Source organism: Streptomyces sp. GB4-14 (assembly GCF_022696125.1).
In the GTDB taxonomy this organism is placed as follows: Bacteria; Actinomycetota; Actinomycetes; order Streptomycetales; family Streptomycetaceae; genus Streptomyces; species Streptomyces werraensis.
Genome location: NZ_RZHO01000002.1, coordinates 5,994,932 through 6,016,850, shown reverse-complemented (window position 1 = coordinate 6,016,850; position 21,919 = coordinate 5,994,932). Strand labels below are relative to the sequence as shown.

General features: G+C 73.4%; 24 protein-coding genes. 9 read left to right on the top strand and 15 right to left on the bottom strand.

What is annotated here, in order from left to right:
• Positions 1 to 83 precede the first annotated feature (83 nt).
• From ELQ39_RS29025 to ELQ39_RS29015, 3 genes are read left to right on the top strand one after another with little or no spacing between them, the layout of a single operon-like run.
• On the top strand, positions 84 to 962 hold the full coding sequence (locus tag ELQ39_RS29025; RefSeq protein WP_190003775.1) for an SDR family oxidoreductase: 879 nt from the start codon (positions 84 to 86) through the stop codon (positions 960 to 962).
• Positions 963 to 1,016: 54 nt separating this feature from the next.
• A complete protein-coding gene (locus tag ELQ39_RS29020) occupies positions 1,017 to 1,751 on the top strand; it encodes a maleylpyruvate isomerase family mycothiol-dependent enzyme (protein ID WP_242594833.1) in 735 nt (244 codons plus the stop codon).
• A 45-nt stretch (positions 1,752 to 1,796) separates the two neighbouring features.
• On the top strand, positions 1,797 to 2,096 hold the full coding sequence (locus ELQ39_RS29015; protein WP_242594832.1) for a DUF6332 family protein: 300 nt from the start codon (positions 1,797 to 1,799) through the stop codon (positions 2,094 to 2,096).
• On the opposite strand, the gene ELQ39_RS29010 is transcribed toward ELQ39_RS29015, so the two are convergent.
• The 3 genes from ELQ39_RS29010 to ELQ39_RS29000 all read right to left on the bottom strand — a co-directional run bounded on the left by ELQ39_RS29010 (position 2,057) and on the right by ELQ39_RS29000 (position 5,111).
• A complete protein-coding gene (locus ELQ39_RS29010) occupies positions 2,057 to 2,722 on the bottom strand; it encodes a response regulator (protein ID WP_242594831.1) in 666 nt (221 codons plus the stop codon). The genes ELQ39_RS29015 and ELQ39_RS29010 overlap by 40 nt on opposite strands.
• Positions 2,719 to 3,993 (bottom strand): sensor histidine kinase, encoded by a 1,275-nt coding sequence (locus ELQ39_RS29005; protein WP_242594830.1) that lies wholly within the window; start codon positions 3,991 to 3,993, stop codon positions 2,719 to 2,721. Before ELQ39_RS29005 ends, ELQ39_RS29010 begins: the two co-directional genes overlap by 4 nt.
• Before the next feature lie 413 nt (positions 3,994 to 4,406).
• Positions 4,407 to 5,111, bottom strand: coding sequence for a TetR/AcrR family transcriptional regulator (locus ELQ39_RS29000; protein WP_242594828.1), 705 nt, complete (start codon positions 5,109 to 5,111; stop codon positions 4,407 to 4,409).
• A gap of 152 nt (positions 5,112 to 5,263) precedes the next feature.
• Between ELQ39_RS29000 and ELQ39_RS28995 the strand changes: the two genes are divergently transcribed.
• Entirely contained in the window at positions 5,264 to 5,719 is a 456-nt protein-coding gene (locus tag ELQ39_RS28995) for a nitroreductase family deazaflavin-dependent oxidoreductase (RefSeq protein WP_225640759.1), read from the top strand.
• Between the two features lie 6 nt (positions 5,720 to 5,725).
• Here ELQ39_RS28995 and ELQ39_RS28990 read toward each other — a convergent pair whose 3' ends face one another.
• Positions 5,726 to 6,967: a geranylgeranyl reductase family protein gene (locus ELQ39_RS28990; RefSeq protein WP_242594826.1), complete on the bottom strand. Its 1,242-nt coding sequence runs from the start codon at positions 6,965 to 6,967 to the stop codon at positions 5,726 to 5,728.
• Between the two features lie 194 nt (positions 6,968 to 7,161).
• Between ELQ39_RS28990 and ELQ39_RS28985 the strand changes: the two genes are divergently transcribed.
• Complete coding sequence (locus ELQ39_RS28985) at positions 7,162 to 8,523, top strand: dipeptidase (RefSeq protein ID WP_242594824.1); 1,362 nt, start codon at positions 7,162 to 7,164, stop codon at positions 8,521 to 8,523.
• Between the two features lie 401 nt (positions 8,524 to 8,924).
• Here ELQ39_RS28985 and ELQ39_RS28980 read toward each other — a convergent pair whose 3' ends face one another.
• From ELQ39_RS28980 to ELQ39_RS28970, 3 genes are all read right to left on the bottom strand, one after another.
• Complete coding sequence (locus tag ELQ39_RS28980; RefSeq protein WP_190003766.1) at positions 8,925 to 9,965, bottom strand: NUDIX hydrolase; 1,041 nt, start codon at positions 9,963 to 9,965, stop codon at positions 8,925 to 8,927.
• 145 nt (positions 9,966 to 10,110) lie between these two features.
• A complete protein-coding gene (locus ELQ39_RS28975) occupies positions 10,111 to 10,308 on the bottom strand; it encodes a hypothetical protein (RefSeq protein ID WP_190003765.1) in 198 nt (65 codons plus the stop codon).
• A 97-nt stretch (positions 10,309 to 10,405) separates the two neighbouring features.
• Positions 10,406 to 11,359 carry an ROK family protein gene (locus tag ELQ39_RS28970; protein ID WP_190003764.1) on the bottom strand — a complete coding sequence of 318 codons (954 nt, stop codon included), beginning with the start codon at positions 11,357 to 11,359 and terminating at the stop codon, positions 10,406 to 10,408.
• 207 nt (positions 11,360 to 11,566) lie between these two features.
• Between ELQ39_RS28970 and ELQ39_RS28965 the strand changes: the two genes are divergently transcribed.
• Both ELQ39_RS28965 and ELQ39_RS28960 read left to right on the top strand, forming a co-directional pair.
• Positions 11,567 to 12,658 (top strand): LacI family DNA-binding transcriptional regulator, encoded by a 1,092-nt coding sequence (locus ELQ39_RS28965; protein WP_242594822.1) that lies wholly within the window; start codon positions 11,567 to 11,569, stop codon positions 12,656 to 12,658.
• A gap of 15 nt (positions 12,659 to 12,673) precedes the next feature.
• Positions 12,674 to 13,444: a hypothetical protein gene (locus ELQ39_RS28960; RefSeq protein WP_242594820.1), complete on the top strand. Its 771-nt coding sequence runs from the start codon at positions 12,674 to 12,676 to the stop codon at positions 13,442 to 13,444.
• Positions 13,445 to 13,867: 423 nt separating this feature from the next.
• On the opposite strand, the gene ELQ39_RS28955 is transcribed toward ELQ39_RS28960, so the two are convergent.
• From ELQ39_RS28955 to ELQ39_RS28925, 7 genes are all read right to left on the bottom strand, one after another.
• Positions 13,868 to 14,107 (bottom strand): helix-turn-helix domain-containing protein, encoded by a 240-nt coding sequence (locus ELQ39_RS28955; RefSeq protein WP_225626325.1) that lies wholly within the window; start codon positions 14,105 to 14,107, stop codon positions 13,868 to 13,870.
• A complete protein-coding gene (locus ELQ39_RS28950; protein ID WP_190003760.1) occupies positions 14,107 to 14,604 on the bottom strand; it encodes a DUF2975 domain-containing protein in 498 nt (165 codons plus the stop codon). Before ELQ39_RS28950 ends, ELQ39_RS28955 begins: the two co-directional genes overlap by 1 nt.
• Before the next feature lie 76 nt (positions 14,605 to 14,680).
• A complete protein-coding gene (locus tag ELQ39_RS28945) occupies positions 14,681 to 15,994 on the bottom strand; it encodes a DUF6986 family protein (protein ID WP_242594819.1) in 1,314 nt (437 codons plus the stop codon).
• A 210-nt stretch (positions 15,995 to 16,204) separates the two neighbouring features.
• Complete coding sequence (locus tag ELQ39_RS28940) at positions 16,205 to 17,167, bottom strand: electron transfer flavoprotein subunit alpha/FixB family protein (protein ID WP_190003758.1); 963 nt, start codon at positions 17,165 to 17,167, stop codon at positions 16,205 to 16,207.
• A gap of 61 nt (positions 17,168 to 17,228) precedes the next feature.
• A complete protein-coding gene (locus ELQ39_RS28935) occupies positions 17,229 to 18,017 on the bottom strand; it encodes an electron transfer flavoprotein subunit beta/FixA family protein (protein WP_093765563.1) in 789 nt (262 codons plus the stop codon).
• Between the two features lie 218 nt (positions 18,018 to 18,235).
• Positions 18,236 to 18,745, bottom strand: coding sequence for a flavin reductase family protein (locus ELQ39_RS28930; protein WP_190003757.1), 510 nt, complete (start codon positions 18,743 to 18,745; stop codon positions 18,236 to 18,238).
• Positions 18,746 to 18,973: 228 nt separating this feature from the next.
• Positions 18,974 to 19,327: a TlpA family protein disulfide reductase gene (locus tag ELQ39_RS28925; RefSeq protein ID WP_391668103.1), complete on the bottom strand. Its 354-nt coding sequence runs from the start codon at positions 19,325 to 19,327 to the stop codon at positions 18,974 to 18,976.
• 253 nt (positions 19,328 to 19,580) lie between these two features.
• On the opposite strand from ELQ39_RS28925, the gene ELQ39_RS28920 reads away from it, so the two are divergent.
• Complete coding sequence (locus tag ELQ39_RS28920) at positions 19,581 to 20,309, top strand: lysophospholipid acyltransferase family protein (protein ID WP_242594818.1); 729 nt, start codon at positions 19,581 to 19,583, stop codon at positions 20,307 to 20,309.
• A 200-nt stretch (positions 20,310 to 20,509) separates the two neighbouring features.
• On the top strand, positions 20,510 to 21,247 hold the full coding sequence (locus ELQ39_RS28915) for a hypothetical protein (protein ID WP_242594817.1): 738 nt from the start codon (positions 20,510 to 20,512) through the stop codon (positions 21,245 to 21,247).
• Between the two features lie 21 nt (positions 21,248 to 21,268).
• Here ELQ39_RS28915 and ELQ39_RS28910 read toward each other — a convergent pair whose 3' ends face one another.
• Positions 21,269 to 21,841, bottom strand: coding sequence for a transglutaminase domain-containing protein (locus ELQ39_RS28910; protein WP_242594816.1), 573 nt, complete (start codon positions 21,839 to 21,841; stop codon positions 21,269 to 21,271).
• Between the last annotated feature and the right edge of the window lie 78 nt (positions 21,842 to 21,919).

The following is a 21,919-nucleotide window of genomic DNA, read 5'->3' as shown; positions in this document are numbered from 1 at the left end:
CCGGGGTACCCGGTCGTCGGTGTCCGCCGGCCCTCCGCCCGGCGGACGCCGCAAGCGACCACCGCGCGGATCCGGGAGAGAACGTGAGCGAGCAGCAGAACCCCGTCGACCAGCACCCCACCCCCGACTTCCCCTCCCAGGACCAGCCGCACCCGGGCTGGACCGGCCCCATGGACCCGCCGCCGGACCACGGTGAGGACTCCTACCGGGGCAGCGGCCGCCTCACCGGCCGTACGGCCGTGATCACGGGCGGGGACTCCGGCATCGGCCGCGCGGTCGCCCTGGCGTTCGCCCGCGAGGGGGCCGACGTGGTCTTCACGTATCTGGACAGCGAGAAGAACGAGGCGGCCGAGACCGCACGCTGGGTGGAGGAGGCCGGGCGGCGTGCCGTGGCCGTGTCCTGCGACATCCGGGAGGAGGAGAACTGCCGGGCGCTGATCGACCGGGCGGTCTCCGAGTTCGGCGGCATCGACATCCTGGTGAACAACGCCGCGTACCAGATGTCGCAGCCGGACGGCATCGAGGCGATCACCACCGAGCAGTTCGACCGGGTGCTGCGCACCAACCTGTACGGCATGTTCTGGCTGTGCAAGTTCGCCGTCCCGCACATGAACGAGGGCGGCAGCATCATCAACTCGGCGTCCGTGCAGGCGTACAAGCCGAGTCCGCATCTGCTGGACTACGCGACCACCAAGGGCGCCATCGTCACCTTCACACAGGGGCTGGCGCAGATGCTGATCGAGCGGGGCATCCGGGTCAACGCGGTGGCGCCGGGCCCGGTGTGGACGCCGCTGATCCCGGCGACGATGCCCGACACGGCGGAGTTCGGCAAGCAGGCTCCGATCGGGCGTCCGGCCCAGCCGGCCGAGATGGCCCCGGCGTACGTTTTCCTCGCCTCTCAGGAGGCGTCGTACATCACCGCCGAGATCGTGAACGCGACGGGCGGGACGCCGCTGCCCTAGGGCGCCGGGAAAAGCACCGACCGCACCGGCCCTCCGTGGGGCAGACTCCCGGCCATGGACACTGCCTGGTACCTGGAGATCCTTGAGCACGAGGGCCGGTCGCTGGCCGACGCGGCGGAGCAGGCGGGGCCCGGAGCCCCCGTCCCCGCCTGCCCGGACTGGCGGGTGCGGGACCTGCTGCGGCACACCGGCGTGGTGCACCGGTGGGCGGCGGGCTTCGTCGCCGACGCGTGCCCGGCGCCCCGCCCGATGGAGGAGCACCCGGACCTGGACGGTCCGGAGCTGGTCGCCTGGTACCGCGCCTGCCACGGCGCGCTGCTCGACACGCTCCGCAAGGCGAAGCCCGAGGTGGAGTGCTGGACCTTCCTGCCCGGCGCCGAGTCCGCGCTCGGCTTCTGGGCCCGCCGCCAGGCCCACGAGACGGCCGTGCACCGCTGGGACGCGCAGGCCGCGCGCGGCGGCGACCCGACGCCCGTCGCCACGGACTTCGCGGTGGACGGCGTCGACGAACTGCTGCGCGGCTTTCACGCCCGCCGCAGGAGCCGCGTCCGCACCCCGGAGCCGCGCGTGCTCCGGATACGCGCGACGGACGCGGACGCGGTGTGGACGGTACGGCTGTCGCAGGAGCCGCCGGTGACGACGCGGGACGCGGCCGGGGACGCGGAGTGCGAGGTGTCCGGTCCGGCCGCCGAGCTGTACCTGTCGCTGTGGAACCGGCTCCCCGTGCCGAAAGTGACGGGCGACGCGGCACTCGCGGAACTCTGGCGCCAGACGTCCGCGATCGTCTGAGGCCCGGTGCTTGCCCGCCGGCCGCCCGTCTGTTTCACTCCCGGCATGCGTGAGCAGGGGGGAACGGGAACGGGCGGCCGGCGCGGTCAGGCCGAGCGGGACGCGATCACCGTGGAGATCGGGTACGCGTTGTGCAGCGCGGCCTTCGCCGCGGCCGTGGTGTTCGGCGCGGTGGCGGGTCCGGCGCTGCTGTTCGCGCTGCCGGGGGCGGTGGACACGGTGCTGGTGCGCGGGGCCGGTGTGCTCGCGGGGGTGCTGTTCGCCGTCCGTACCGTGTCCGTCCTGGTGCGGTACCGGCGGGCGGCTCAGCCGAGCCAGCCCGGTCGCACGAGCCCGGACTCGTAGGCCAGGACGACCAGTTGGGCGCGGTCGCGGGCGCCCAGCTTGACCATGGTGCGGCTGACGTGGGTCTTGGCGGTGAGCGGGCTCACCACCAGGCGGCGGGCGATCTCCTCGTTGGTCAGGCCGAGTCCGACCAGCGCCATCACCTCCCGTTCCCGCTCGGTCAGCTCCGACAGGGCGCCCGCGGCGGCCGGTTCCTTGGAGCGGGCGGCGAACTCGGCGATCAGCCGGCGCGTCACACCCGGCGAGAGCAGTGCGTCGCCGTCGACCACGGCCCGTACCGCGCGCAGCAGTTCCTCGGGCTCGGTGTCCTTCACCAGGAAGCCGGAGGCGCCCGAGCGGATCGCCTCGAAGACGTACTCGTCCAGTTCGAAGGTGGTGAGCATGACCACCTTCACGTCGGCCAGGCCGGGGTCCCCGGTGACGCGGCGGGTCGCGGCGAGGCCGTCGAGTCCGGGCATGCGGATGTCCATCAGCACGACGTCGGGCCGCAGCTCGCGGATCAGGCGCAGCGCCTCCTCGCCGTCGGCCGCCTCCCCCGCCACCTCGATGTCCGGCTGTGCGTCGAGCAGGGCGCGGAAGCCGGCCCTGACCAGTGACTGGTCGTCGGCGAGCACCACACGGATCACCGGTCCTCCTCGCTCTCGATCGGCAGGACGGCGAACACGCGGAACCCTCCGTCCGGGCGGGTGCCCGCCTCGATGGTGCCACCGAGCGCGGCGGCCCTCTCCCGCATCCCGGCGAGCCCGTTGCCGGTGCCGCCCGCGTCGGCGCCGGTGGCGGGACCGTCGTCGTCGACCAGCAGCCGCAGCCGCCCGTCGCGCCGTTCGATGTGCACGCGCGCCTCACGGGCCCCGGAGTGCCGTACGACGTTGGTGAGGGCCTCCTGGACGATGCGGAAGGCGGCCAGGTCGGCGCCGGGCGGCAGCCGGGGCGGCTCGCCCTCGACCGTGACGGTCAGTCCCGCGCTCGCGGCCTGTTCCACCAGTTCGGGCAGCCGGTCGAGGCCGGGCGCGGGGGCGCGCGGAGCGGCGCCGGGGGCGCGCAGGGTGTCGAGCACCTGGCGTACCTCGCCGAGCGCCTCCTTGCTCTTGGCCTTGATGGTGGTGAGCGCGGTGCGCGCCTGCTCGGGGTCGCGGTCCAGCAGGGCGAGTCCGACGCCGGCCTGCACGTTGATGACGGAGATGCTGTGCGCGAGCACGTCGTGCAGTTCACGGGCGATGCGCAGCCGCTCCTCGTCGGCGCGCCGCCGCTCCGCGCGTGCCCGCTCGGCCCGCTCGCGCGCCCACTGTTCACGGCGGACGCGGGCCAGTTCGGACACGGCGAGGAGCGCCACCACCCAGGTGGCGACGACGATCTCCTCGGTCCAGGGGGCCGCCTCGTCGCCTGACGGGGGCAGCCACCGGTACAGGACGTGGACGGTCAGCAGATGCCCGGCCCACAGCGTTCCCGTCGCCGCCCAGGCCGCGTACCGCCGCCCCGAGACGACGGCGGTGAAACCGGCCACCGCGACGGTCAGAAGGACCGGCCCGTACGGATATCCGGCCCCCAGGTACAGCAGGACGGCGGCCACCGTGCCCCACAGCACGGCGACGGGATGCCGCCACCGCCACAGCAGCACCACGCCCGACAGGAGCAGCAGCACCCGGCCCGGCGGGTCGAGGGCGACCCGTTCGCCCGCCTGGGCGTGGTCGGCGAAGCCGGAGCCGATCAGCACGAAGGCGGTGAACAGCACGGTGGAGGGCCACGGCCACCGGGCGCGGCCGGCCGACTCCAGATCCTCGTTCCGCTCGGCGGCGCGGCGGCTCCAGCCGGGCGGGCCGTGCCGCCACCACCGGGGCGGCCCGCCGGGGCGCCACCGCTCCGGCGGGCCGGTGCCGGGCCCACGCTGCTCGTCCATGTCCGCCACGCTAGACGCAGCGCCCGCCCGGCGGCGTCGGCCGGACGGCGTGATCACACGTACTCCCGGGGAAGTACGCCCGGGCGGGGTGCGGGGACGGGGAGGGGCCGAGCGGGGCTCGGGGACGGGGAGGGGCCGGGGCAGCAGGCCGACCGCGGGACGCACGGCGGAGGAGGCGCCGACGAGCCGCGGGCCGACCACGCGGACCCAACCGAGCGGCGTGAAGCCCAGGAGACCCAGGGTCGCGGGCGGCACCGATCGGCCCGAAGCCCAGGAGACGCCGGGCCGCAGACCGACCGCAGGGTGCGAAGCCCACAACGCGCCGACGAACCGCAGACCGACCACCCGGGCCGAACCGCGCGGCGCGAAGCCCAGGAGACGCCGGGCCGCAGACCGACCGCGCGGCCCGGAGCCTACGAAGCGTCGGCGGGCCGCAGACCGACCGTGCGGGCGAGACCGGCGACCGTGTGACGGAAGAACGCGTCCCGCTCCTCCACGATCCGGGTGAACTGGCCGAACACCTCGAAGCCGATCAGGCCGAGCAGCTGCGCCCAGACGGCCACGCAGGCCGGCGCCACCGCGGGCGGCAGGTCCGGGACGAAGTCCGCCGCCATGCGCGCGGCCTCCGCCTCCAGGTCCGCCGGAACCGCCGGGACGTCCAGCTCCCCGGCACGGTGGGCGTCACGGACGACGTCGATGAGGGCGAAGCCGACGCGTGAGGCGGCCGGGACGGTGGTCGCGGGCGCGGCGTACCCGGGCACCGGGGAGCCGTAGATCAGCGCGTACTCGTGCGGGTGGGCCAGCGCCCAGCCGCGGATGGCCTCGCACACGGCCGTCCAGCGCTCCCCCGGGGCGGCGCCGGCGGACCCCTTCAGGGCCGCTTCCGCCCTCTCGCCGAGGGAGTCGTAGGCGTCGATGATGAGAGCGGTCAGCAGGTCGTCCCGGCTGGGAAAGTAGCGGTAGATCGCGGAGGAGGCCATGCCGAGCGTTCTGGCCACGGCCCGCAGGGACAGCTCGGCGGCGCCCTGCTCGGCGAGCCGCTGTCGCGCCTCCTCCTTGATGGCCGCGGTGATCTCGATCCTCGCCCGTGCGCGGGCGCCGTGCGGTGTGCTCGTCATGCACGACAGTGTTCCATGAGAACAGAGCAGTGCACACAAACGAGAGCACTGCTCTTGCATCGCCACGCCGAACCGGGCACACTGAAGTCGAAGCGAGAGCAGTGCTCACAAAACAGAGCGGCGCTCTCCCCCATGCCCTCCCGGAGGTCCCGATGTCGTCGTCCACGCCGTACTACTTCACCGCCGGTCCCGTCGCCGCCCGCTTCAACCGGATCGTCGGCCGGCTCGCCCGGCACGGCATCAGCCTGGCCGGCACCGCCGAGCTGTCCGTCCGCGGCCGCAAGAGCGGGCAGATGCAGCGTCTCCCGGTCAACCCGCACACCTTCGAGGGGCAGCAGTACCTGGTCTCGGCGCGCGGGCACTCCCAGTGGGTGCGCAACATGCGGGCCGCCGGCGGCGGTGAGCTGCGCGTGGGCCGCAAGGTGCGCACCTTCACGGCGGTGGAGATCCCCGACGGGGAGAAGCTGCCGCTGCTGCGCGCCTACCTGGAGAAGTGGGGCTGGGAGGTCAACCAGTACTTCAAGGGGGTCACCGCCAAGTCCTCCGACGAGGAGATCCTGGCGGCGGCCCCCGACCACCCGGTCTTCCGGATCACCGTCCGCGGCTGACCTCGGTCACTGTCCGGCGCCGGCCTCGCCGCCGCTCGCGCTTCGCCGGTCCAGTGCCATCAGCGCGCGGTGGGCCATGGGATGGGTGCGCACCAGTTCGCCGAGCGTCGTCGCGCCCCGGGTGATGTCCTTGAACGCCTTCCACGCCGGGCGGAAGCCGGTCAGCACCGCGTGGAAGACACCCGGACGCTGCTCGAACGCCGCCAGCATGCGCTTGCCGACGCTCATCTCGACGCCGAGGCCCGCCTTCACGGCGAACGCGTAGTTGAGGGCCTGGCGGCGGGCGTCCACGGCGTCGTGCGCCTCGGCGATGCGCACCGCCCACTCCCCCGCCAGCCGGCCGGAGCGCAGCGCGAAGGAGATGCCCTCGCGGGTCCACGGCTCCAGCAGCCCGGCCGCGTCACCGCAGACCAGCACCCGGCCGCGGGACAGCGGCGAGTCGTCGGTCCGGCAGCGGGTCAGATGCCCGGAGGAGATGGCCGGTTCGAAGCCCGCGAGACCCAGACGGGCGATGAAGTCCTCCAAGTAGCGCTTGGTGGCGGCGCCTTCACCGCGCCGCGAGATGACCCCCACGGTGAGGGTGTCGCCCTTGGGGAAGACCCAGCCGTAACTGCCCGGCATGGGGCCCCAGTCGATGAGCACCCGGCCCTTCCAGTCCTCGGCGACCGTCTCCGGCACCGGGATCTCCGCCTCCAGACCCAGGTCGACCTGGTCCAGCTTGACCCCGACGTGCGCCCCTATGCGGCCGGCGCTGCCGTCGGCGCCGACCACGGCCCGCGCGAGCACCGTCTCGCCGCCCTGCAGGACGACGGCGACCGTGCGCCGGTCCGGCACGGCCGAGCCGTGCTGTTCCACCCGCTGCACGGCGACGCCCGTGCGCAGTTCGGCCCCGGCCTTCTGGGCGTGCTCGACGAGCTGCTGGTCGAACTCCGGCCGGTTGATGAGCCCGAAGAGCATCTGCCGGGAGCGGCGGGTGCGGGCGAAACGGCCGTTGCTGGAGAACGTCACCGCGTGCACCCGGTCCTTGAACGGCAGTTCGAAGCCGGGCGGCAGGGCGTCGCGCGACGGGCCGATGATGCCGCCGCCGCAGGTCTTGTAGCGGGGCAGCTCCGCCTTCTCCAGCAGCAGCACGCGCCGCCCCGCGACCGCCGCCGCGTAGGCCGCCGACGCCCCCGCGGGTCCCGCGCCCACCACGACGACGTCCCACACCTGCCGCACGTCGTCCGCCGAAGAGTTGTCGCTGCTCACGATGGTCCGCTGCTCCGATCACGCCGCCTGCCGCTGCTGTCCTCCCGCATCCTACGGCGGCGGTCGTGACGGTCCGCTGTGGGAGGATCGGCGGCGTGAGTGGCCCTTACATGGGTCACTCACGCTCACCACACGATCATCGCGTACCGAGAAGTACGCACTTGCACAACGTCGCACCTACAAGGAGCGTGCCCATGTCGTCGAATCCGGTCGCCGTGACCGTCGCCTCACTGATGCCCAGGGCGAAGGAGGAGCTCACCGAGCTGGTGGCCTTCAAGTCGGTGGCGGACTTCGACCAGTTCCCCCGCGAGGAGAGCGAAGGCGCCGCCCGCTGGATCGCCGCCGCGCTCACCGCCGAGGGCTTCCAGGACGTCGCCCTGCTCGACACCCCGGACGGCACCCAGTCGGTCTACGGCTACCTGCCGGGCCCCGAAGGCGCGAAGACCGTGCTGCTGTACGCGCACTACGACGTGCAGCCGCCGCTGGACGAGGCCGGCTGGACCACGCCGCCGTTCGAGCTGACCGAGCGCGACGGCCGCTGGTACGGGCGCGGCGCCGCCGACTGCAAGGGCGGCGTCATCATGCACCTGCTGGCGCTGCGCGCCCTGAAGGCGAACGGCGGCGTGCCGGTCAACGTCAAGATCGTCGTGGAGGGCTCGGAGGAGCAGGGCACCGGCGGCCTGGAGCGGTACGCCGAGGAGCACCCGGACCTGCTCACCGCCGACACGATCGTCATCGGCGACGCGGGCAACTTCCGCGCCGGTTTGCCGACCGTCACCACCACGCTGCGCGGCATGACGCTGGTGCGGGTGCGGATCGACACCCTCGAGGGCAACCTGCACTCCGGGCAGTTCGGCGGGGCCGCGCCCGACGCGCTCGCCGCGCTGGTGCGGGTGCTGGACTCGCTGCGGGCCGAGGACGGCAGCACGACCGTCGACGGGCTGACCGGCGACAGCGCGTGGCAGGGCATTCAGTACGAGGAGGTGCAGTTCCGCAAGGACGCCAAGGTGCTGGACGGCGTCGGGCTGATCGGCTCCGGCACGGTCGCCGACCGCATCTGGGCCCGCCCCGCGGTCACCGTGCTCGGCATCGACTGCCCGCCGGTGGTCGGCGCCACGCCGTCCGTGCAGGCGAGCGCGCGGGCGCTGGTCAGCCTGCGGGTGCCGCCGGGCGTCGACGCGGCGAAGGCGACCGAACTGCTGCGCGCGCACGTGGAGTCGCACACGCCGTGGGGCGCGCGCGTCACCACCGAGCAGATCGGCCAGGGCCAGGCGTTCCGCGCCGACCCGGCCAGCCCGGCGTACCAGGCCATGGCGGACGCGATGGCGGTCGCGTACCCGGGCCAGGAGATGCAGTACGCCGGCCAGGGCGGCTCCATCCCGCTGTGCAACACGCTCGCCGCCCTCTACCCGAAGGCGGAGATCCTGCTGATCGGCCTGAGCGAGCCGGAGGCGCAGATCCACGCGGTGAACGAGAGCGTGTCGCCGGACGAACTGGAGCGGCTGTCGGTCGCGGAGGCGCTGTTCCTGCGGAACTACGCGGGTGGGGCGGCCTGATCGGCGCGCCTCGTCGAGGGCAGAGCCTCCGCTCGGGTGGGCGGGGGCTCTGCCCTGCGGGCGCGTGGACGTCGGGGTGGCGCGGCGCGGCCGCACCGGCGCCTGCGCGGCCTTCTGGACGCACCGTGGGGGCGACGGTCCCCCGGGACCGTCACTCCACCTCACGTGGACGCGACGCGCTTAAGCACCGGCGACGCGGGCGGCAGCCCCGTCCGCCCGGCCACGGCGACGACGCCGACACGGCACGGGTCGGAGCCGCACCGTGGAGGCGACAGCCCCCAGGACCGCCGGTCCACCCTGCCGGCGCGACGCGCCTCAGCCACGGCGACGACGTTGCTCACGCGTCCCGCCGGTCCTAGGCGCACCGTAGGGGACTTCCGGTCCGAAGACCGCACGTCCCCTCACCCCACCGGCACCCCGCCCTCCAGGTACATCGCCCGGCCGCGTTCACGGGCGCGCAGCGCGCGCCGTAGGCGTTCGTAGCGGACGGGTGGCAGCAGGTGTGCCGCCTCCGCCTCGGAGGCGAAGCGCCAGGCGCGCAGTTCGGGGCCGGGCAGCAGCATGCGGCCGGCGTCCTCGGAGTCGAGGCGGCCGCCGTCGAACAGCAGCCGGAGACCGCCGAAGGCGGGCGGCGCGGGCGGCTCCCAGTCGACGACGAGGAGGGCCGGGACGTCGTCGAGCCGTATGCCGGTCTCCTCCGCGACCTCCCGCATACCGGCCCGCGCCGGGGCCTCACCGCGTTCGACGACCCCGCCGGGGAACTCCCAGCCGGCCTTGTAGGTCGGGTCGACGAGCAGCACCCGGTCCTGCTCGTCGAAGAGCAGCACCCCCGCGGCGACGGTCTCCGCCGTGGGCTCGGGCGTCTGCACGATGTCGCAGGCGGGCACCTCCCCGCTGCCGACCGCCTCGGCGATACGGCGGGCGGTGTCGCGCGGAGTGAGGCAGCCGCTGTCGATCGGATAGGCGTCGGCGGTGAGCCAGGCGGCGAGCGCCGCCTTGAAGGGCTCGATGTGGTCGTACGACCACTGCCGGACCCGTGTCTCGCCGTCGGGGAGGTCCTCCGGGACCTCCCGGCCGGCTATCCGCTCCCGCAGGATCGTTTCGGCCGGGGCGAGCAGGACATGGCGGACCGGTATGCGCCGGGCGGCGAGGCCGCCGAAGATCTCGTCGCGGTACTCCTGGCGCAGCAGGGTCATGGGGACCACCAGGGTCCCGCCGAGCTCGGCGAGCATCGCGGCCGCGGTGTCGATCACGAGGCGTCGCCAGATCGGGAGGTCCTGGAAGTCGCCGACCCCGGCTAGGTGCTTGGGCGGGAGCAGCCGGTCCAGTGCTCCGCCGATGACCTCGGGGTCGAAGAGCGTGCTGTTCGGGATCAGCTCGATCAGTTCGCGCGCGGTGGAGGTCTTCCCCGCACCGTACGCCCCGTTGATCCAGACGATCACGGTTCCCCCTCTTCTGTTGGCCCCCTGAGGCTTGCCCGTTCCACCCTGCCACGGAAACCAGATCAAGTTGAGAACGCGTGACGGCGGCGCCGGCGCCCCGAAGCGGAGGGGTGCCGGCGCCGCCGTCGACGCCGCGTGGGGCCCGTCAGGCCTTGCCGTCCCGGTCGATGTCCAGCTCCAGTGTGTTGTCCTCCGCGACCGTGCGGTCGAGGGAGCCGAGCGTGTCGTCGACGTCGAGCGCACCGAGGGCGGGGGTGTCGGGGAGCGCGTGCGACGGGGTGACGGCCGCGACGACGAAACCGGTGGCGAGGGAGGCGATGGCGAGCATGCTGCGCTTCTTCATGCCCGGCTCAACTGCGGGACAGGCCGTTCGGTCACGCCCCGCTTCCCCCGCGTTCTCGGACTGGTCTCCGGCCGGGCTCGGTCACGCCCGCCGCCCCTCACACCCCCGCCACCGCCGCATCCGTGCGCCCCATCAGCGCCGCCGCTGCCGCCCCCACCAGACCCGCGTCCGTGCCCGTCCGGGCCGGGACCACCGTGAGGCGTTGGACGAAGGACAGGGTGGCGTACTCGGTCAGCGCCTTCCGCAGCGGAGCGAAGAGCACCTCGCCCGCCTTGCCCACGCCTCCGCCGATCACCGCGATGTCGATCTCGACGAGGGTCGCCGTGGCCGCGATGCCCGCGGCGAGGGCGCGGGCCGCGCGCTCGAAGGAGGCCACGGCGACCGGGTCGCCGGCGCGGGCCGCGGCGGCGACCGCGGCGGCGGAGGTGTCGCCGTCCGGGGCGGGCCGCCAGCCGTTCTCCAGCGCGCGCCGCGCGATGTTGGGACCGCTCGCGATCCGCTCCACGCAGCCGCGCGCCCCGCACGGGCACGGGTCGCCGTCGAGGTCCACGCTGATGTGGCCGATGTGTCCGGCGTTGCCCGTGGGCCCGGGGTGCAGCCGTCCGCCGAGCACCAGGCCGCCGCCGACGCCCGTGGAGACGACCATGCACAGCGCGTTGTCGTGGCCGCGGGCGGCGCCCTGCCAGTGTTCGGCGGCCGTGATGGCGACCCCGTCGCCGATCAGCTCGACCGGCAGCCCGCCGGCCGCGTCCCGCACCTTGGCGACCAGCGGATAGTCGCGCCAGCCGGGCACGTTGACGGGGCTCACCGTGCCGGCGGAGGCGTCGACGGGGCCCGCGCTGCCGATGCCGACCGCGCCCGCGCGCTCCCAGAGGGGAGACGCGGCGAGGTCGGCGATCACCGCTCCGACGGCTGCCATGACGGTGTCGCCGTCCTCCCGCGCGGGGGTCGGCCGGTGGGCGCGGGCCAGGATCCGGCCCTCACGGTCCACCAGCGCGCCGGCGATCTTGGTGCCGCCGATGTCGAGCGCAGCCACGAGGTCGGTGTGCATCAGAGTCGGATCTCCCCGTCAACCGTCGGAAACCATCAGAGAACACGCTGGGAACGGCCATGCGCGACCAGGAGGCAACACATGGAGCACGGCCAACGGCCCGGTCGAGCGGTGAGGTGCGGGCCGGAGTGTGCGTCGGACAGTGTCTCCCGACGCTGACAACGTTGTCCAGGCTCTATGCTCGACGCCACATCCTCATACAAGCCCATGGACTCACGCATCCCCGTGGCCGACAGGACAGGACACCTCGTGCCGGAGACGACCCGCCGCACCGACCGCTTCCCAGGGACCCGATACGGCAACCGTCCGACGATGAAGGACGTGGCCGCCCGCGCCGGGGTGGGCCTGAAGACGGTTTCCCGTGTGGTGAACGGCGAGCCGGGCGTGACGCCGGAGACCGAGCGGCGGGTGCAGGAGGCGATCGAGGCGCTCGGCTTCCGCCGCAACGACAGCGCGCGGGTGCTGCGCAAGGGCCGTACCGCCAGCATCGGCCTGGTCCTGGAGGACCTCGCGGACCCGTTCTACGGCCCGCTGAGCCGGGCCGTGGAGGAGGTGGCCCGCGCGCACGGCGCGCTGCTGATCAACGGGTCGAGCGCGGAGGACGCCGACCGTGAGCAGGAGCTGGTGCTGGCGCTGTGCGCCCGCCGGGTGGACGGCCTGGTGGTGATCCCGGCCGGCGACGACCACCGCTATCTGGAGCCGGAGATCAAGGCCGGCGTCGCCACGGTGTTCGTGGACCGTCCGGCGGGGCACATCGACGCGGACGTGGTGGTGTCGGACAACTTCGGCGGCGCGCGCGACGGCGTGCGCCATCTGATCGCGCACGGGCACCGCAGGATCGGCTTCATCGGCGACATGCCCCGCATCCACACGGCGGCCGAGCGGCTGCGCGGCTACCGAACCGCCATGGAGGACGCGGGGATACCGGTGGCGGACGCGTGGATGTCGCTGGGCGTCACGGACCCCGAGCGGGTGCGCAGGGCGGCGCAGGAGATGCTTTCCGGGCCCGAGCCGGTCACCGCGATCTTCACCGGCAACAACCGGGTGACGGTCACGGTGATCCGGGTGCTGGCCGAGCACGCCCGCCAGGTCGCCCTCGTCGGCTTCGACGACATCGAGCTGGCCGATCTGCTGCAGCCCGGCGTCACGGTCGTCGCGCAGGACGCCGCCGCCCTCGGCCGGACCGCCGCCGAGCGGCTCTTCCGCCAGCTGGACGGCACGCTGATCGCCCCGGAGCGCATCGAACTGCCGACCCGCCTGATCACCCGCGGCTCGGGCGAGCTGCCCCCGGCGGACTGAGCGGGAGCGGTGCCGATGGAGGACCGTACGCTGGCGGCGCTGGGGCTGGACATGGTGCCGCGCGAGCGTCCGCTGGACTATCCGGGCGCCTGGCCGCGCGGGTCGGGACTGCTCGTCGGGGACCGGCTGCTGCCGCTGGAGCGGTGGGCGTACGAGGACCGGGTGCCGGTGATCTCGATCGGCTCCAACGCCTGCCCCGGGCAACTGCGCGACAAGCTGGCCGGATCGGGGATCACCACCCCGCTGCCCATGGTGCGGGCCCGGGTGACGGGCGTCGGCATCGGCGTCTCGGCGCACGTGAGCCGCCCCGGTTACGTGTCCAACGCGCCGGTGGCGACCACGGGCCGGGTGAGCGAGCTGTTCGTGCTCTGGCTGGACCCCCGGCAGCTCACGGTGATCGACGCGAGCGAGGGCGTTCCGCTGCCGCACGGCAACTTCCGCCGCGCGTGGCTGCCCGCGCCGGACGTGCGCGTCGAACTCCCCGACGGCAGCACGCTCCCCGGCGCGTACGCCTACGTCAACCGCCGGGGCGTCCTCCACGACGGCACCGGCGCCCCGCGCACCCACCCGGGCCAGCGACGCCTCCTGACCGATCTCCTGGCCACACTCCCCCGCCTGCGGGACCTGTTCGGCACCACACCGGAGGAGTTCGCCGCCCGTGCGTCCGCGGACCGTGAACTGTGCGAGAAGGGGGCACGGGTGTTCGCGGCGGAGGGGCTGGTGACGGCCGGCGGGCTGGAGATGTACATGACCACGGACGGGGCCCGCGCCCCGTCCCGGAGGTAGCGCGCCTGCGTCTGCGCGGGGCGCCCCGCGCCCGCGCCCATGGCCGGTCGACGCCACGCGGCCGACAGCATGCGCCCCGGTCCGGGTGGCCACGGGCCGGGGCGAGGCCGGCCCCCACGGCAGTCGTCGGGGTCCGTGCCGCTGAGGCCGAGGCGGTGCACCCGGGTGCGAGACGGTTGTCGAGGGTCGCGGGCGGCGCGACCGGTCCGTCCGCAGACGGTGAACCGGTACGGGCCCGTCCGCGGGCTGATCCGTCGACGGCCGCGCCTGCCGACGCGACGGCCGGTCACGGACGGGAGGGCCGCGGCCCGGCGGTGCCCGTGCGGTGCGCGTGACGCCTGCACGCTGGCCGGAACCGGGCCGGAGCAGGCGTTCCGGCGGCTCACCTCACCAGGCGGCCAAGGCGCCGGCGAAGCCGGAGCGCTACGCCGAGTTCGTCGCCGGTTCCGCGGACGCGTGGTCGGGTTCGTAGCGGAGCAGGTCGCCCGGCTGGCACTCCAGCACCTCGCACAGCGCGGCGAGCGTCGTGAACCGGACCGCCTTCGCGCGGCCGTTCTTCAGGACGGCCAGGTTCGCCGGGGTGATGCCGACGCGTTCGGCGAGTTCGCCCACGGACATCTTGCGCCGGGCGAGCATCACGTCGATGTCGACGGCGATCGGCATCAGATCACCTCGGCCAGCTCGGCCCGCATCCGCGACGCCTCCAGCTCCCGCGCCACGGCCTGGGCCAGCAGCATCCGCAGGACGAGGACGACGAGCGCGATGCCCGCGATCGCCAGGCCGACCCCGCCGACCAGCAGCACGACGCCGGGCGCCACGGCCTCCCCGGGCGCCAGCAGCGCGCCGAGCGTGAAGACCAGCAGGGCCGCGGCGACGAACGCGCCGATCACGATGTGGACGTAGCGGAAGGCGGCGTAGGAGAAGACCGTGCCGCGGCGTGCCATCGTCACCAGCCGCCAGACGCAGATCAGCACCGTCTGGGCGGCCAGCACGATGAGCACGACGACGGCCAGGAGCGGGGTCCGCACGTAGGCGTACCGCTCGTCCAGCCCGTCCAGATCGCTCGCCAGCAGCGGCACCATCAGCGTCTGCACCGCCAGCGAGCCCGCCAGCAGCGTCGCGATCACCGCGCGCAGCGCGAGCACGGTTACCTGCCCCATCGCCACTCCTTCACTTGAAGCACGATGGGAATCTATCGATTTTCGATAGGCTACGCAATCCCGGGCTGCCGACCCCTCACTGCGCCGGGACCGTCAGGCCTCCGCGCCGGGGTGAGGCGAAAGCCTCCAGCCCGGCGCGGTCCAGACCGCTCTCGCCCGTCACCTCCGCCTCGTCCAGGGCGCCGCAGTCCAGCCCCCGCAGCAGATGTCCCGCCAGAGCCTTGGCGGTGGCCGGCTCGTCCATCACGTCGCCGCCGGACCGTTCGGCGTACCGCCGGAGACGGGCGGCGGCCGTCGCGAAGCCCTCGCGGTAGAAGGCGAAGACGGCGGCGTAACGGGTGGGAAGGTGGCCGGGGTGCATGTCCCAGCCCTGGTAGTAGGCGCGGGCGAGGGCGCGGCGGACGAGGCCGTGGTGCAGCCGCCAGGCGTCGTGGACCTGGGCGGTGGGACCGACCGGGAGCACGTTGGTCGAGCCGTCCGAGAGCCGTACGCCGGTGCCTGCGGCAGCGACCTGCATGACGGCCTTGGCGTGGTCGGCGGCGGGGTGGTCGGAGGACTGGTACGGGGCCGGGACGCCGAGGCAGGCGCTGTAGTCGAAGGTGCCGTAGTGCAGCCCGGTGGCGCGGCCGTCGGCGGCCTGGATCATGCGGGCGACCGCGGCGGTGCCGTCGGCGGCCAGGACGGACTGGCTGGTCTCGATCTGGATCTCGAAGCCGATGCGGCCGGGTTCGAGGCCCCAGGTCTTCTCGAAGGCGTCCAGCAGCCGGGCCATGGCGGCGACCTGCTCGGCGTAGGTGACCTTGGGGAGGGTGAGGACGAGGCCGTCGGGCAGTCCGCCGGCCCGCATCAGACCGGTGAGGAAGATGTCGAGGGTGCGGATGCCGCGGTCGCGGACGGCCGCCTCCATGCACTTCATGCGGATGCCGGTCCAGGGAGCCGCGGTGGCCGGCGTTCCGTGCGCGGCGGCCTCGGAGACCAGCCGGGCGGCGCGGGCGGCGGTCTCGTCCTCCTCGGCGTCGGGGCGGTGGCCGTAGCCGTCCTCGAAGTCGACGCGCAGATCCTCGACCGGTTCGCGCTCCAGCTTGGCGCGGACCCGGGCGTACACGTCCTCGGCGAGGGGGCCGTCCATCCCGAGGACGGCGCCGAAGGACGCGGCGTCGGGAGCGTGTTCGTCCAGTGCCGCGAGTGCCTGGTCGCCCCAGGCGCGCACGGTGTCCGCGGTGAACCGGTCGCCGGGGACGTACACGGTGTGGACGGGCTGACGGGTGCCGGGGTCGCCGGGGTACAGGCGCTCCAGTGCGGCGTCGACCGGTGCGAGGGACGCGCCGATCTCCTCGGCGACGGCGCCCGTGAGACTCGTCGGCACCCGCTCCTGCTGCCCTTGGCCCATGCCACCCTCCCAGATGTCCGCGATCCGGTAACCGGCGCCGCGTTTCCGCGATGCGAATTCAACAATTCGTTGAAGGACGGTATCCGTCGGTCTCCGTGCCGGTCAACACCGTCCTACGGGCCGGTCCGCCCCGCCACCGCGCCCTGAGGAACACGACGAGGCCCCCGCGACCGGTGCGGTCGCGGGGGCCTCGGACGGTTCCGGGGGTGATCAGCCCTTGCGGGCCTTGATCTCCTCGGTCAGCTGCGGGACGACGTCGAACAGGTCGCCGACGACGCCGAAGTCGACCAGCTCGAAGATCGGGGCCTCGGCGTCCTTGTTGACGGCCACGATGGTCTTCGAGGTCTGCATGCCCGCGCGGTGCTGGATCGCGCCGGAGATGCCGTTGGCGATGTACAGCTGCGGCGAGACCGACTTGCCGGTCTGGCCGACCTGGTTGGTGTGCGGGTACCAGCCGGCGTCGACGGCGGCACGCGAGGCGCCGACGGCCGCACCGAGCGAGTCGGCGAGGGCCTCGATGATCGAGAAGTTCTCCGCGCCGTTGACACCGCGGCCGCCGGAGACGACGATCGCGGCCTCGGTGAGCTCCGGACGGCCGGTGGACTCACGCGGCGTGCGGCCGGTGACCTTGGTGCCGGTCGCCTGCTCGGAGAAGGTGACGCTCAGGGACTCGACCGCGCCGGCGGCCGGGGCGGCCTCCACGGCGGCCGAGTTCGGCTTCACCGTGATGACCGGGGTGCCCTTGGAGACGCGGGACTTGGTGGTGTAGCTGGCGGCGAACACCGACTGGGTGGCCACCGGGCCCTCGTCGCCGGCCTCGAGGTCGACGGCGTCGGTGATGACGCCCGATCCGAGGCGCAGCGCCAGACGGGCGGCGATCTCCTTGCCCTCGGCGGAGGACGGGACCAGCACGGCGGCCGGGGACACCGCGGCGACCGCGGCCTGGAGGGCGTCCACCTTCGGCACGACCAGGTAGTCGGCGTACTCGGCGGCCTCGTGGGTGAGGACCTTCACCGCGCCGTGCTCGGCGAGCGCGGCGACGGTGTCGCCGGCGCCGGCTCCCAGCGCCACGGCGACCGGCTCGCCGATGCGGCGGGCGAGGGTCAGCAGCTCCAGGGTCGGCTTGCGGACGGCGCCGTCCACGTGGTCGACGTAGACGAGAACTTCAGCCATGGGACTTCTTCTCTCCTGCTTGCGAAGTATGAGGGGCGGGAAGCGAGCCGTGCCTTGCGGCTCAGATGAACTTCTGGCTCGCGAGGAACTCGGCGAGCTGCTTGCCGCCCTCGCCCTCGTCCTTGACGATCGTGCCCGCGGTACGGGCCGGGCGCTCGGACGCCGACTCCACCGTGGTGTAGGCGTTCTCCAGGCCGACCTCGTCCGCGTCGATGTCGAGGTCGGAGAGGTCCCAGGACTCCACCGGCTTCTTCTTGGCCGCCATGATGCCCTTGAAGGACGGGTAGCGGGCCTCGCCCGACTGGTCGGTGACCGACACGACCGCGGGGAGGGACGCCTCGAGCTGCTCGGAGGCGGCGTCGCCGTCGCGGCGGCCGGTGACCTTGCCGTCCTCGACGTTCACCTCGGACAGGAGCGTCACCTGCGGCACGCCGAGGCGCTCCGCGAGCAGCGCCGGGACGACGCCCATGGTGCCGTCGGTGGAGGCCATGCCGGAGACGACCAGGTCGTAACCCGCCTTCTCGACGGCCTTGGCCAGCACCAGGGAGGTGCCGATGGCGTCCGTGCCGTGCAGGTCGTCGTCCTCGACGTGGATGGCCTTGTCGGCGCCCATGGACAGCGCCTTGCGCAGCGCGTCCTTGGCGTCCTCGGGACCCACGGTCAGGACGGTGACCTCCACGTCGTCGTCCGAGTTCTCCGCGATCTGCAGCGCCTGCTCGACCGCGTACTCGTCCAGCTCGGAGAGCAGACCGTCCACGTCGTCACGGTCGACGGTCAGGTCATCGGCGAAGTGCCGGTCGCCAGTGGCGTCGGGCACGTACTTCACAGTGACAACGATCCTCAAGCTCACGCCGGCTCTCCTACTGCATCGTCATTTCTGGCTGCCTGCCTGCAGGCAGCATAGGCGCCTCAAGCGGGCGGTCCCGGTCGGGGCGACCCACGCTCCGATCGAAATATTACTCGTCAGTACACTCAGTTCCTGCCCGCTAAGCAAGCGCTTTGAACTGTGACCTTCGCAACGCAGCGTAACCGGAACTCCTCCGGCCCGCGACCGCCGTCCCTCACACCTCAGTCGGGCAGCCCGCTGAAGCGTCCCTGGTGGTAGACGAGAGGGCGGCCATGTCCTGTGGGGTCGCCGAGCAGCACCTCGGCCACCACGATCCGGTGGTCGCCCGCGGGCACCCGCGCCGTCACCCGGCACACCATCCACGCGGGCACGCCGTCCAGCACCGGCACTCCCTCCGGCCCCTCCCGCCACGCCGTGCCCGGACCGAAGCGGTCGGCTCCACGGCGCGCGAAGGTCGCGGCGAGATCCTGCTGGTGCTCGCCCAGCAGATGCACGCCGACATGGTCGGTCTCCGCCATGACGGGCCAGCTGGAACCGCCCGTGGACACGCCGAACGACAGCATCGGCGGCTCCGCGGACACGGAGGCGAGGGAGGTGGCGGTGAAGCCGACCGGACCGGAACGGCCGCGCGCCGTGACCACCGCGACCCCCGCCGGGTGCCGGCGGAAGACGGAGCGCAGCAGGTCGGGCGAGGCGGGCCGGGCGGCGCCGAGGTCGGACGTTGCCGTCATGAAACAGTCCTTCTGGGAGGGGTCACGAGCGGGTGCGCGGCTGCTCACCGGCCCGGCCGCGACGCACGCGGGACGCGGGCGTCACGGCCGGGAGGGGGCCGGGTACCCGACGGCGGCAAGGGAGACCCGACGACCCCGACGACTTGGTGTCAGGCTGACGACAACGAGCGCGGAGCGTCAAGTGGGCCGCCGTCGATGGGAGATGTCTCACCATGATCGCAACGGCCGTCACAGCGCCGCGCCCAGGGCGGCGATCACGTCCGCCTTGCGCGGCTGTCCGGCCGCGCGCCGCACGACCCGGCCCTCCGCGTCGAGGACCAGCACGGTCGGGGTGCGCTCGACGCCCAGCCGCCGTACGAGGTCCAGGCGGGCCTCGGCGTCGATCTCGACGTGGGCCACGCCCGGGACCATGGCCGCGACCTCGCCCAGCACCCGGCGGGTGGCCCGGCACGGCGCGCAGAAGGCGCTGGAGAACTGCACCAGTGTGGCGCGCTCGCCCATCTCCGCGCCGAGTTCGGCCGCGAGACCGGACCGCGCTCCGCCGTCGCCGCCGGACCGTCCCGTGTCGTCACTGCCTCGCACTCGCCGCTCCCGCCCTGGATGTCACGTCCAACCGGCTCCAGCGTCCCAGGGGCCGCGAACATTCCCGCCCGCACCGCAAAACCCGAGGTCGACCGGCGGAACGTGACGAGAATCTCCGCCGAGGACCGGTGCCGGGACTGGTTCACCGGCCGTTCTTGGGGCAGCATCACCGACAGGCCGTAAACCTACGGCTGCGTAACTTCGACTGGGAGACCCCCTTCCCAGGCAGAGAAGGAAGGGTTCCGACCCGCCCATGGCAGAACTTGTCTACCGGCCCGTGATCGGCTTCGCCCGCACCCTGTTCAAGGCGTGGGATCTCAAGATCGATTGCCAGGGTTCGGAGAACATCCCGCGCTCGGGCGGCGCCGTGCTGGTGAGCAACCACATCAGCTATCTCGACTTCGTGTTCAACGGACTGGCGGCGCTGCCGCAGAAGCGGCTCGTCCGCTTCATGGCCAAGGAGTCGGTGTTCCGGCACCGCGTCTCCGGCCCGCTGATGCGCGGCATGAAACACATCCCGGTGGACCGCACGCAGGGCGAGGCCGCGTACGAACACGCGCTGCGTTCGCTGCGGGCCGGTGAGATCGTGGGCGTCTTCCCCGAGGCGACGATCTCGCAGTCGTTCACGCTGAAGAGCTTCAAGTCCGGTGCCGCGCGCATGGCCCAGGAGGCGGGCGTCCCGCTGATCCCGATGGCGGTGTGGGGCACGCAGCGGCTGTGGACCAAGGGCCACCCGCGCAACTTCAAGCGCAGCCACATCCCGATCACCATCCGGGTGGGCGAGGCGATCGAGGCGTCCAAGGACAAGTACGCGGGCGCGATCACCCGTCAGCTGCGCGAGCGGGTGCAGGAGTTGCTGGAGGCTGCGCAGCGGGCGTACCCGGTGCGGCCGAGGAGCCCGGAGGACACCTGGTGGATGCCGGCCCACCTCGGCGGCACGGCCCCCACCCCGGAGCAGGTGCGCGAGGCGGAGGCCCGCTGAGTCCTCTCCTCCCGGGTCCCGGGCGGCCGTGCCGAGCGCGCGCCCGGGACCTGCTGCGCTCCCGCGGCGCGACGCGTAGGCTTCCGGCCGTGCGTTGACCTTCCCGGCGGCGGCCCCGAGCCGCCGCACACGGTGCGGGGCACCCCTGCTCGGGGGCGGCCCCGGTCGGTATGTCCGCCCGCACCCCTGAAGGTCCGCACATGACCACCCACCCGCAGCTGTCCTACGACGAGTTCGTCGCGCTCGCCACTGCCGATCCGGCGGTCGTCGGCCTCGTCCTCAAGGGCTCCCGGGCCCATGACGGCATGGCCACCCGCCGCTCCGACCACGACGTGTACGTGGTCCTCGCCGACGGCGCCGCCACCGGCCTCGCCCGGTTCACGGGCCACCGCAGCCCGGAGCTGGACCTCGTCGTCCTCCCCCTCGACGCGTTCCGCGCGGCAGGGGGCCACGAACGCTACGCCCTGGCCCGTGCCCGCGTCGTGCTCGACCGGCTGGACGGGGGCATCGCCCGCGTCCTCGCCGACAAGGCCCGGCTGGACGCCGACGAGGCGTTCACACGGGCCGGCGACCTGCTCGACGCCTACGCCAACTCCCTCTACCGCTCGGTCAAGAACGCCCGGGACGGTCAGCCGCTCGCCGCACGCCTCGACGCGGCCGACAGCGCCGGCTTCCTGCTGGAGCTGCTGTTCACGCTGGACCGCCGGCCCCGCCCCTACAACAAGTACCTGCGCTGGGAGCTGGACCGGTACCCGCTGCCCGGCTGGGACACGGGCGGCCTGCTGGGCGCCGTGGACCGGATCTCGGCCACGGGCGACGTCCCCGCGCAGCAGCGTCTGTTCGCCCGGGTCGAGGCGGCGGTGCGGGGGGCCGGGCTCGGCGCGGTCCTCGACGCGTGGGGGGACGATCTCGCCCTCATGCGTCCGGGACGACGGTGACCCTCGCACCCGGGCCGGACGTCAGAGCGCGGTCGGGAGCGTCCGCCACAGGTGCGCCCGGTCGGCGGCGTTCCGGAGGGCGCGCAGGACGGCCGGGTGCGGTGCGGCGTACAGGACCGGGTGGTCCGTCTCGCCCTTCGACGGGTCGGGGGTGAAGGCCAGGCGCTCGCCGCCGAGGGAGAACCGCGCGTCCACGCCGGGCTTGTTGCCACGCGGGTCCTGCCGGTGCCACGCGCCGTGGAAGCGCACGGCGACCAGTCCGTGCACCACGCCGAGGTGCTGGTAGCAGAGCGCGGCCGGGATGTCCTCGGCGCGCAGCAGCGCGGCCAGGGCGTGGGCCTTGGCGTAGCAGATGCCGGTGCCCTGCTCCAGCACGTCGGAGGCGCGCCAGGTCACGCGTGGGTCGTCGGCGTCCTGCGAGTGGGTGACGCGGTCGCGTACGTACTCGAAGGCCGCCTGCGCATACTCATACGAGGCATGAACATCGGCGGCCAGGCATGCGGACACCTCCCGGACCTTCGGATGGTGGTGGTCGATCGCCTCGTCGGCGACCAAGTAGGCGGAGAGGTCCGGGTTTTCCTGGATCAGCTGCATGGCGCCGGAGCATAGGTAGGCGACCGACCGAGAGTCAATGACTTTTCGGTCGATCGCATACCTATGCATGACGTCGGA

What these genes read in the sequence shown, in the direction of transcription:
- ELQ39_RS29020 (WP_242594833.1), top strand. Translation starts at nt 1,017, where the DNA reads ATGGACACTGCCTGGTACCTGGAGATCCTTGAGCACGAGGGCCGGTCG.
- ELQ39_RS29015 (WP_242594832.1), top strand. Translation starts at nt 1,797, where the DNA reads ATGCGTGAGCAGGGGGGAACGGGAACGGGCGGCCGGCGCGGTCAGGCC.
- ELQ39_RS29005 (WP_242594830.1), bottom strand. Translation starts at nt 3,993, where the DNA reads ATGGACGAGCAGCGTGGGCCCGGCACCGGCCCGCCGGAGCGGTGGCGC.
- ELQ39_RS29000 (WP_242594828.1), bottom strand. Translation starts at nt 5,111, where the DNA reads ATGACGAGCACACCGCACGGCGCCCGCGCACGGGCGAGGATCGAGATC.
- ELQ39_RS28995 (WP_225640759.1), top strand. Translation starts at nt 5,264, where the DNA reads ATGTCGTCGTCCACGCCGTACTACTTCACCGCCGGTCCCGTCGCCGCC.
- ELQ39_RS28985 (WP_242594824.1), top strand. Translation starts at nt 7,162, where the DNA reads ATGTCGTCGAATCCGGTCGCCGTGACCGTCGCCTCACTGATGCCCAGG.
- ELQ39_RS28975 (WP_190003765.1), bottom strand. Translation starts at nt 10,308, where the DNA reads ATGAAGAAGCGCAGCATGCTCGCCATCGCCTCCCTCGCCACCGGTTTC.
- ELQ39_RS28970 (WP_190003764.1), bottom strand. Translation starts at nt 11,359, where the DNA reads ATGCACACCGACCTCGTGGCTGCGCTCGACATCGGCGGCACCAAGATC.
- ELQ39_RS28965 (WP_242594822.1), top strand. Translation starts at nt 11,567, where the DNA reads ATGGACTCACGCATCCCCGTGGCCGACAGGACAGGACACCTCGTGCCG.
- ELQ39_RS28960 (WP_242594820.1), top strand. Translation starts at nt 12,674, where the DNA reads ATGGAGGACCGTACGCTGGCGGCGCTGGGGCTGGACATGGTGCCGCGC.
- ELQ39_RS28955 (WP_225626325.1), bottom strand. Translation starts at nt 14,107, where the DNA reads ATGCCGATCGCCGTCGACATCGACGTGATGCTCGCCCGGCGCAAGATG.
- ELQ39_RS28950 (WP_190003760.1), bottom strand. Translation starts at nt 14,604, where the DNA reads ATGGGGCAGGTAACCGTGCTCGCGCTGCGCGCGGTGATCGCGACGCTG.
- ELQ39_RS28945 (WP_242594819.1), bottom strand. Translation starts at nt 15,994, where the DNA reads ATGGGCCAAGGGCAGCAGGAGCGGGTGCCGACGAGTCTCACGGGCGCC.
- ELQ39_RS28940 (WP_190003758.1), bottom strand. Translation starts at nt 17,167, where the DNA reads ATGGCTGAAGTTCTCGTCTACGTCGACCACGTGGACGGCGCCGTCCGC.
- ELQ39_RS28930 (WP_190003757.1), bottom strand. Translation starts at nt 18,745, where the DNA reads ATGACGGCAACGTCCGACCTCGGCGCCGCCCGGCCCGCCTCGCCCGAC.
- ELQ39_RS28920 (WP_242594818.1), top strand. Translation starts at nt 19,581, where the DNA reads ATGGCAGAACTTGTCTACCGGCCCGTGATCGGCTTCGCCCGCACCCTG.
- ELQ39_RS28915 (WP_242594817.1), top strand. Translation starts at nt 20,510, where the DNA reads ATGACCACCCACCCGCAGCTGTCCTACGACGAGTTCGTCGCGCTCGCC.
- ELQ39_RS28910 (WP_242594816.1), bottom strand. Translation starts at nt 21,841, where the DNA reads ATGCAGCTGATCCAGGAAAACCCGGACCTCTCCGCCTACTTGGTCGCC.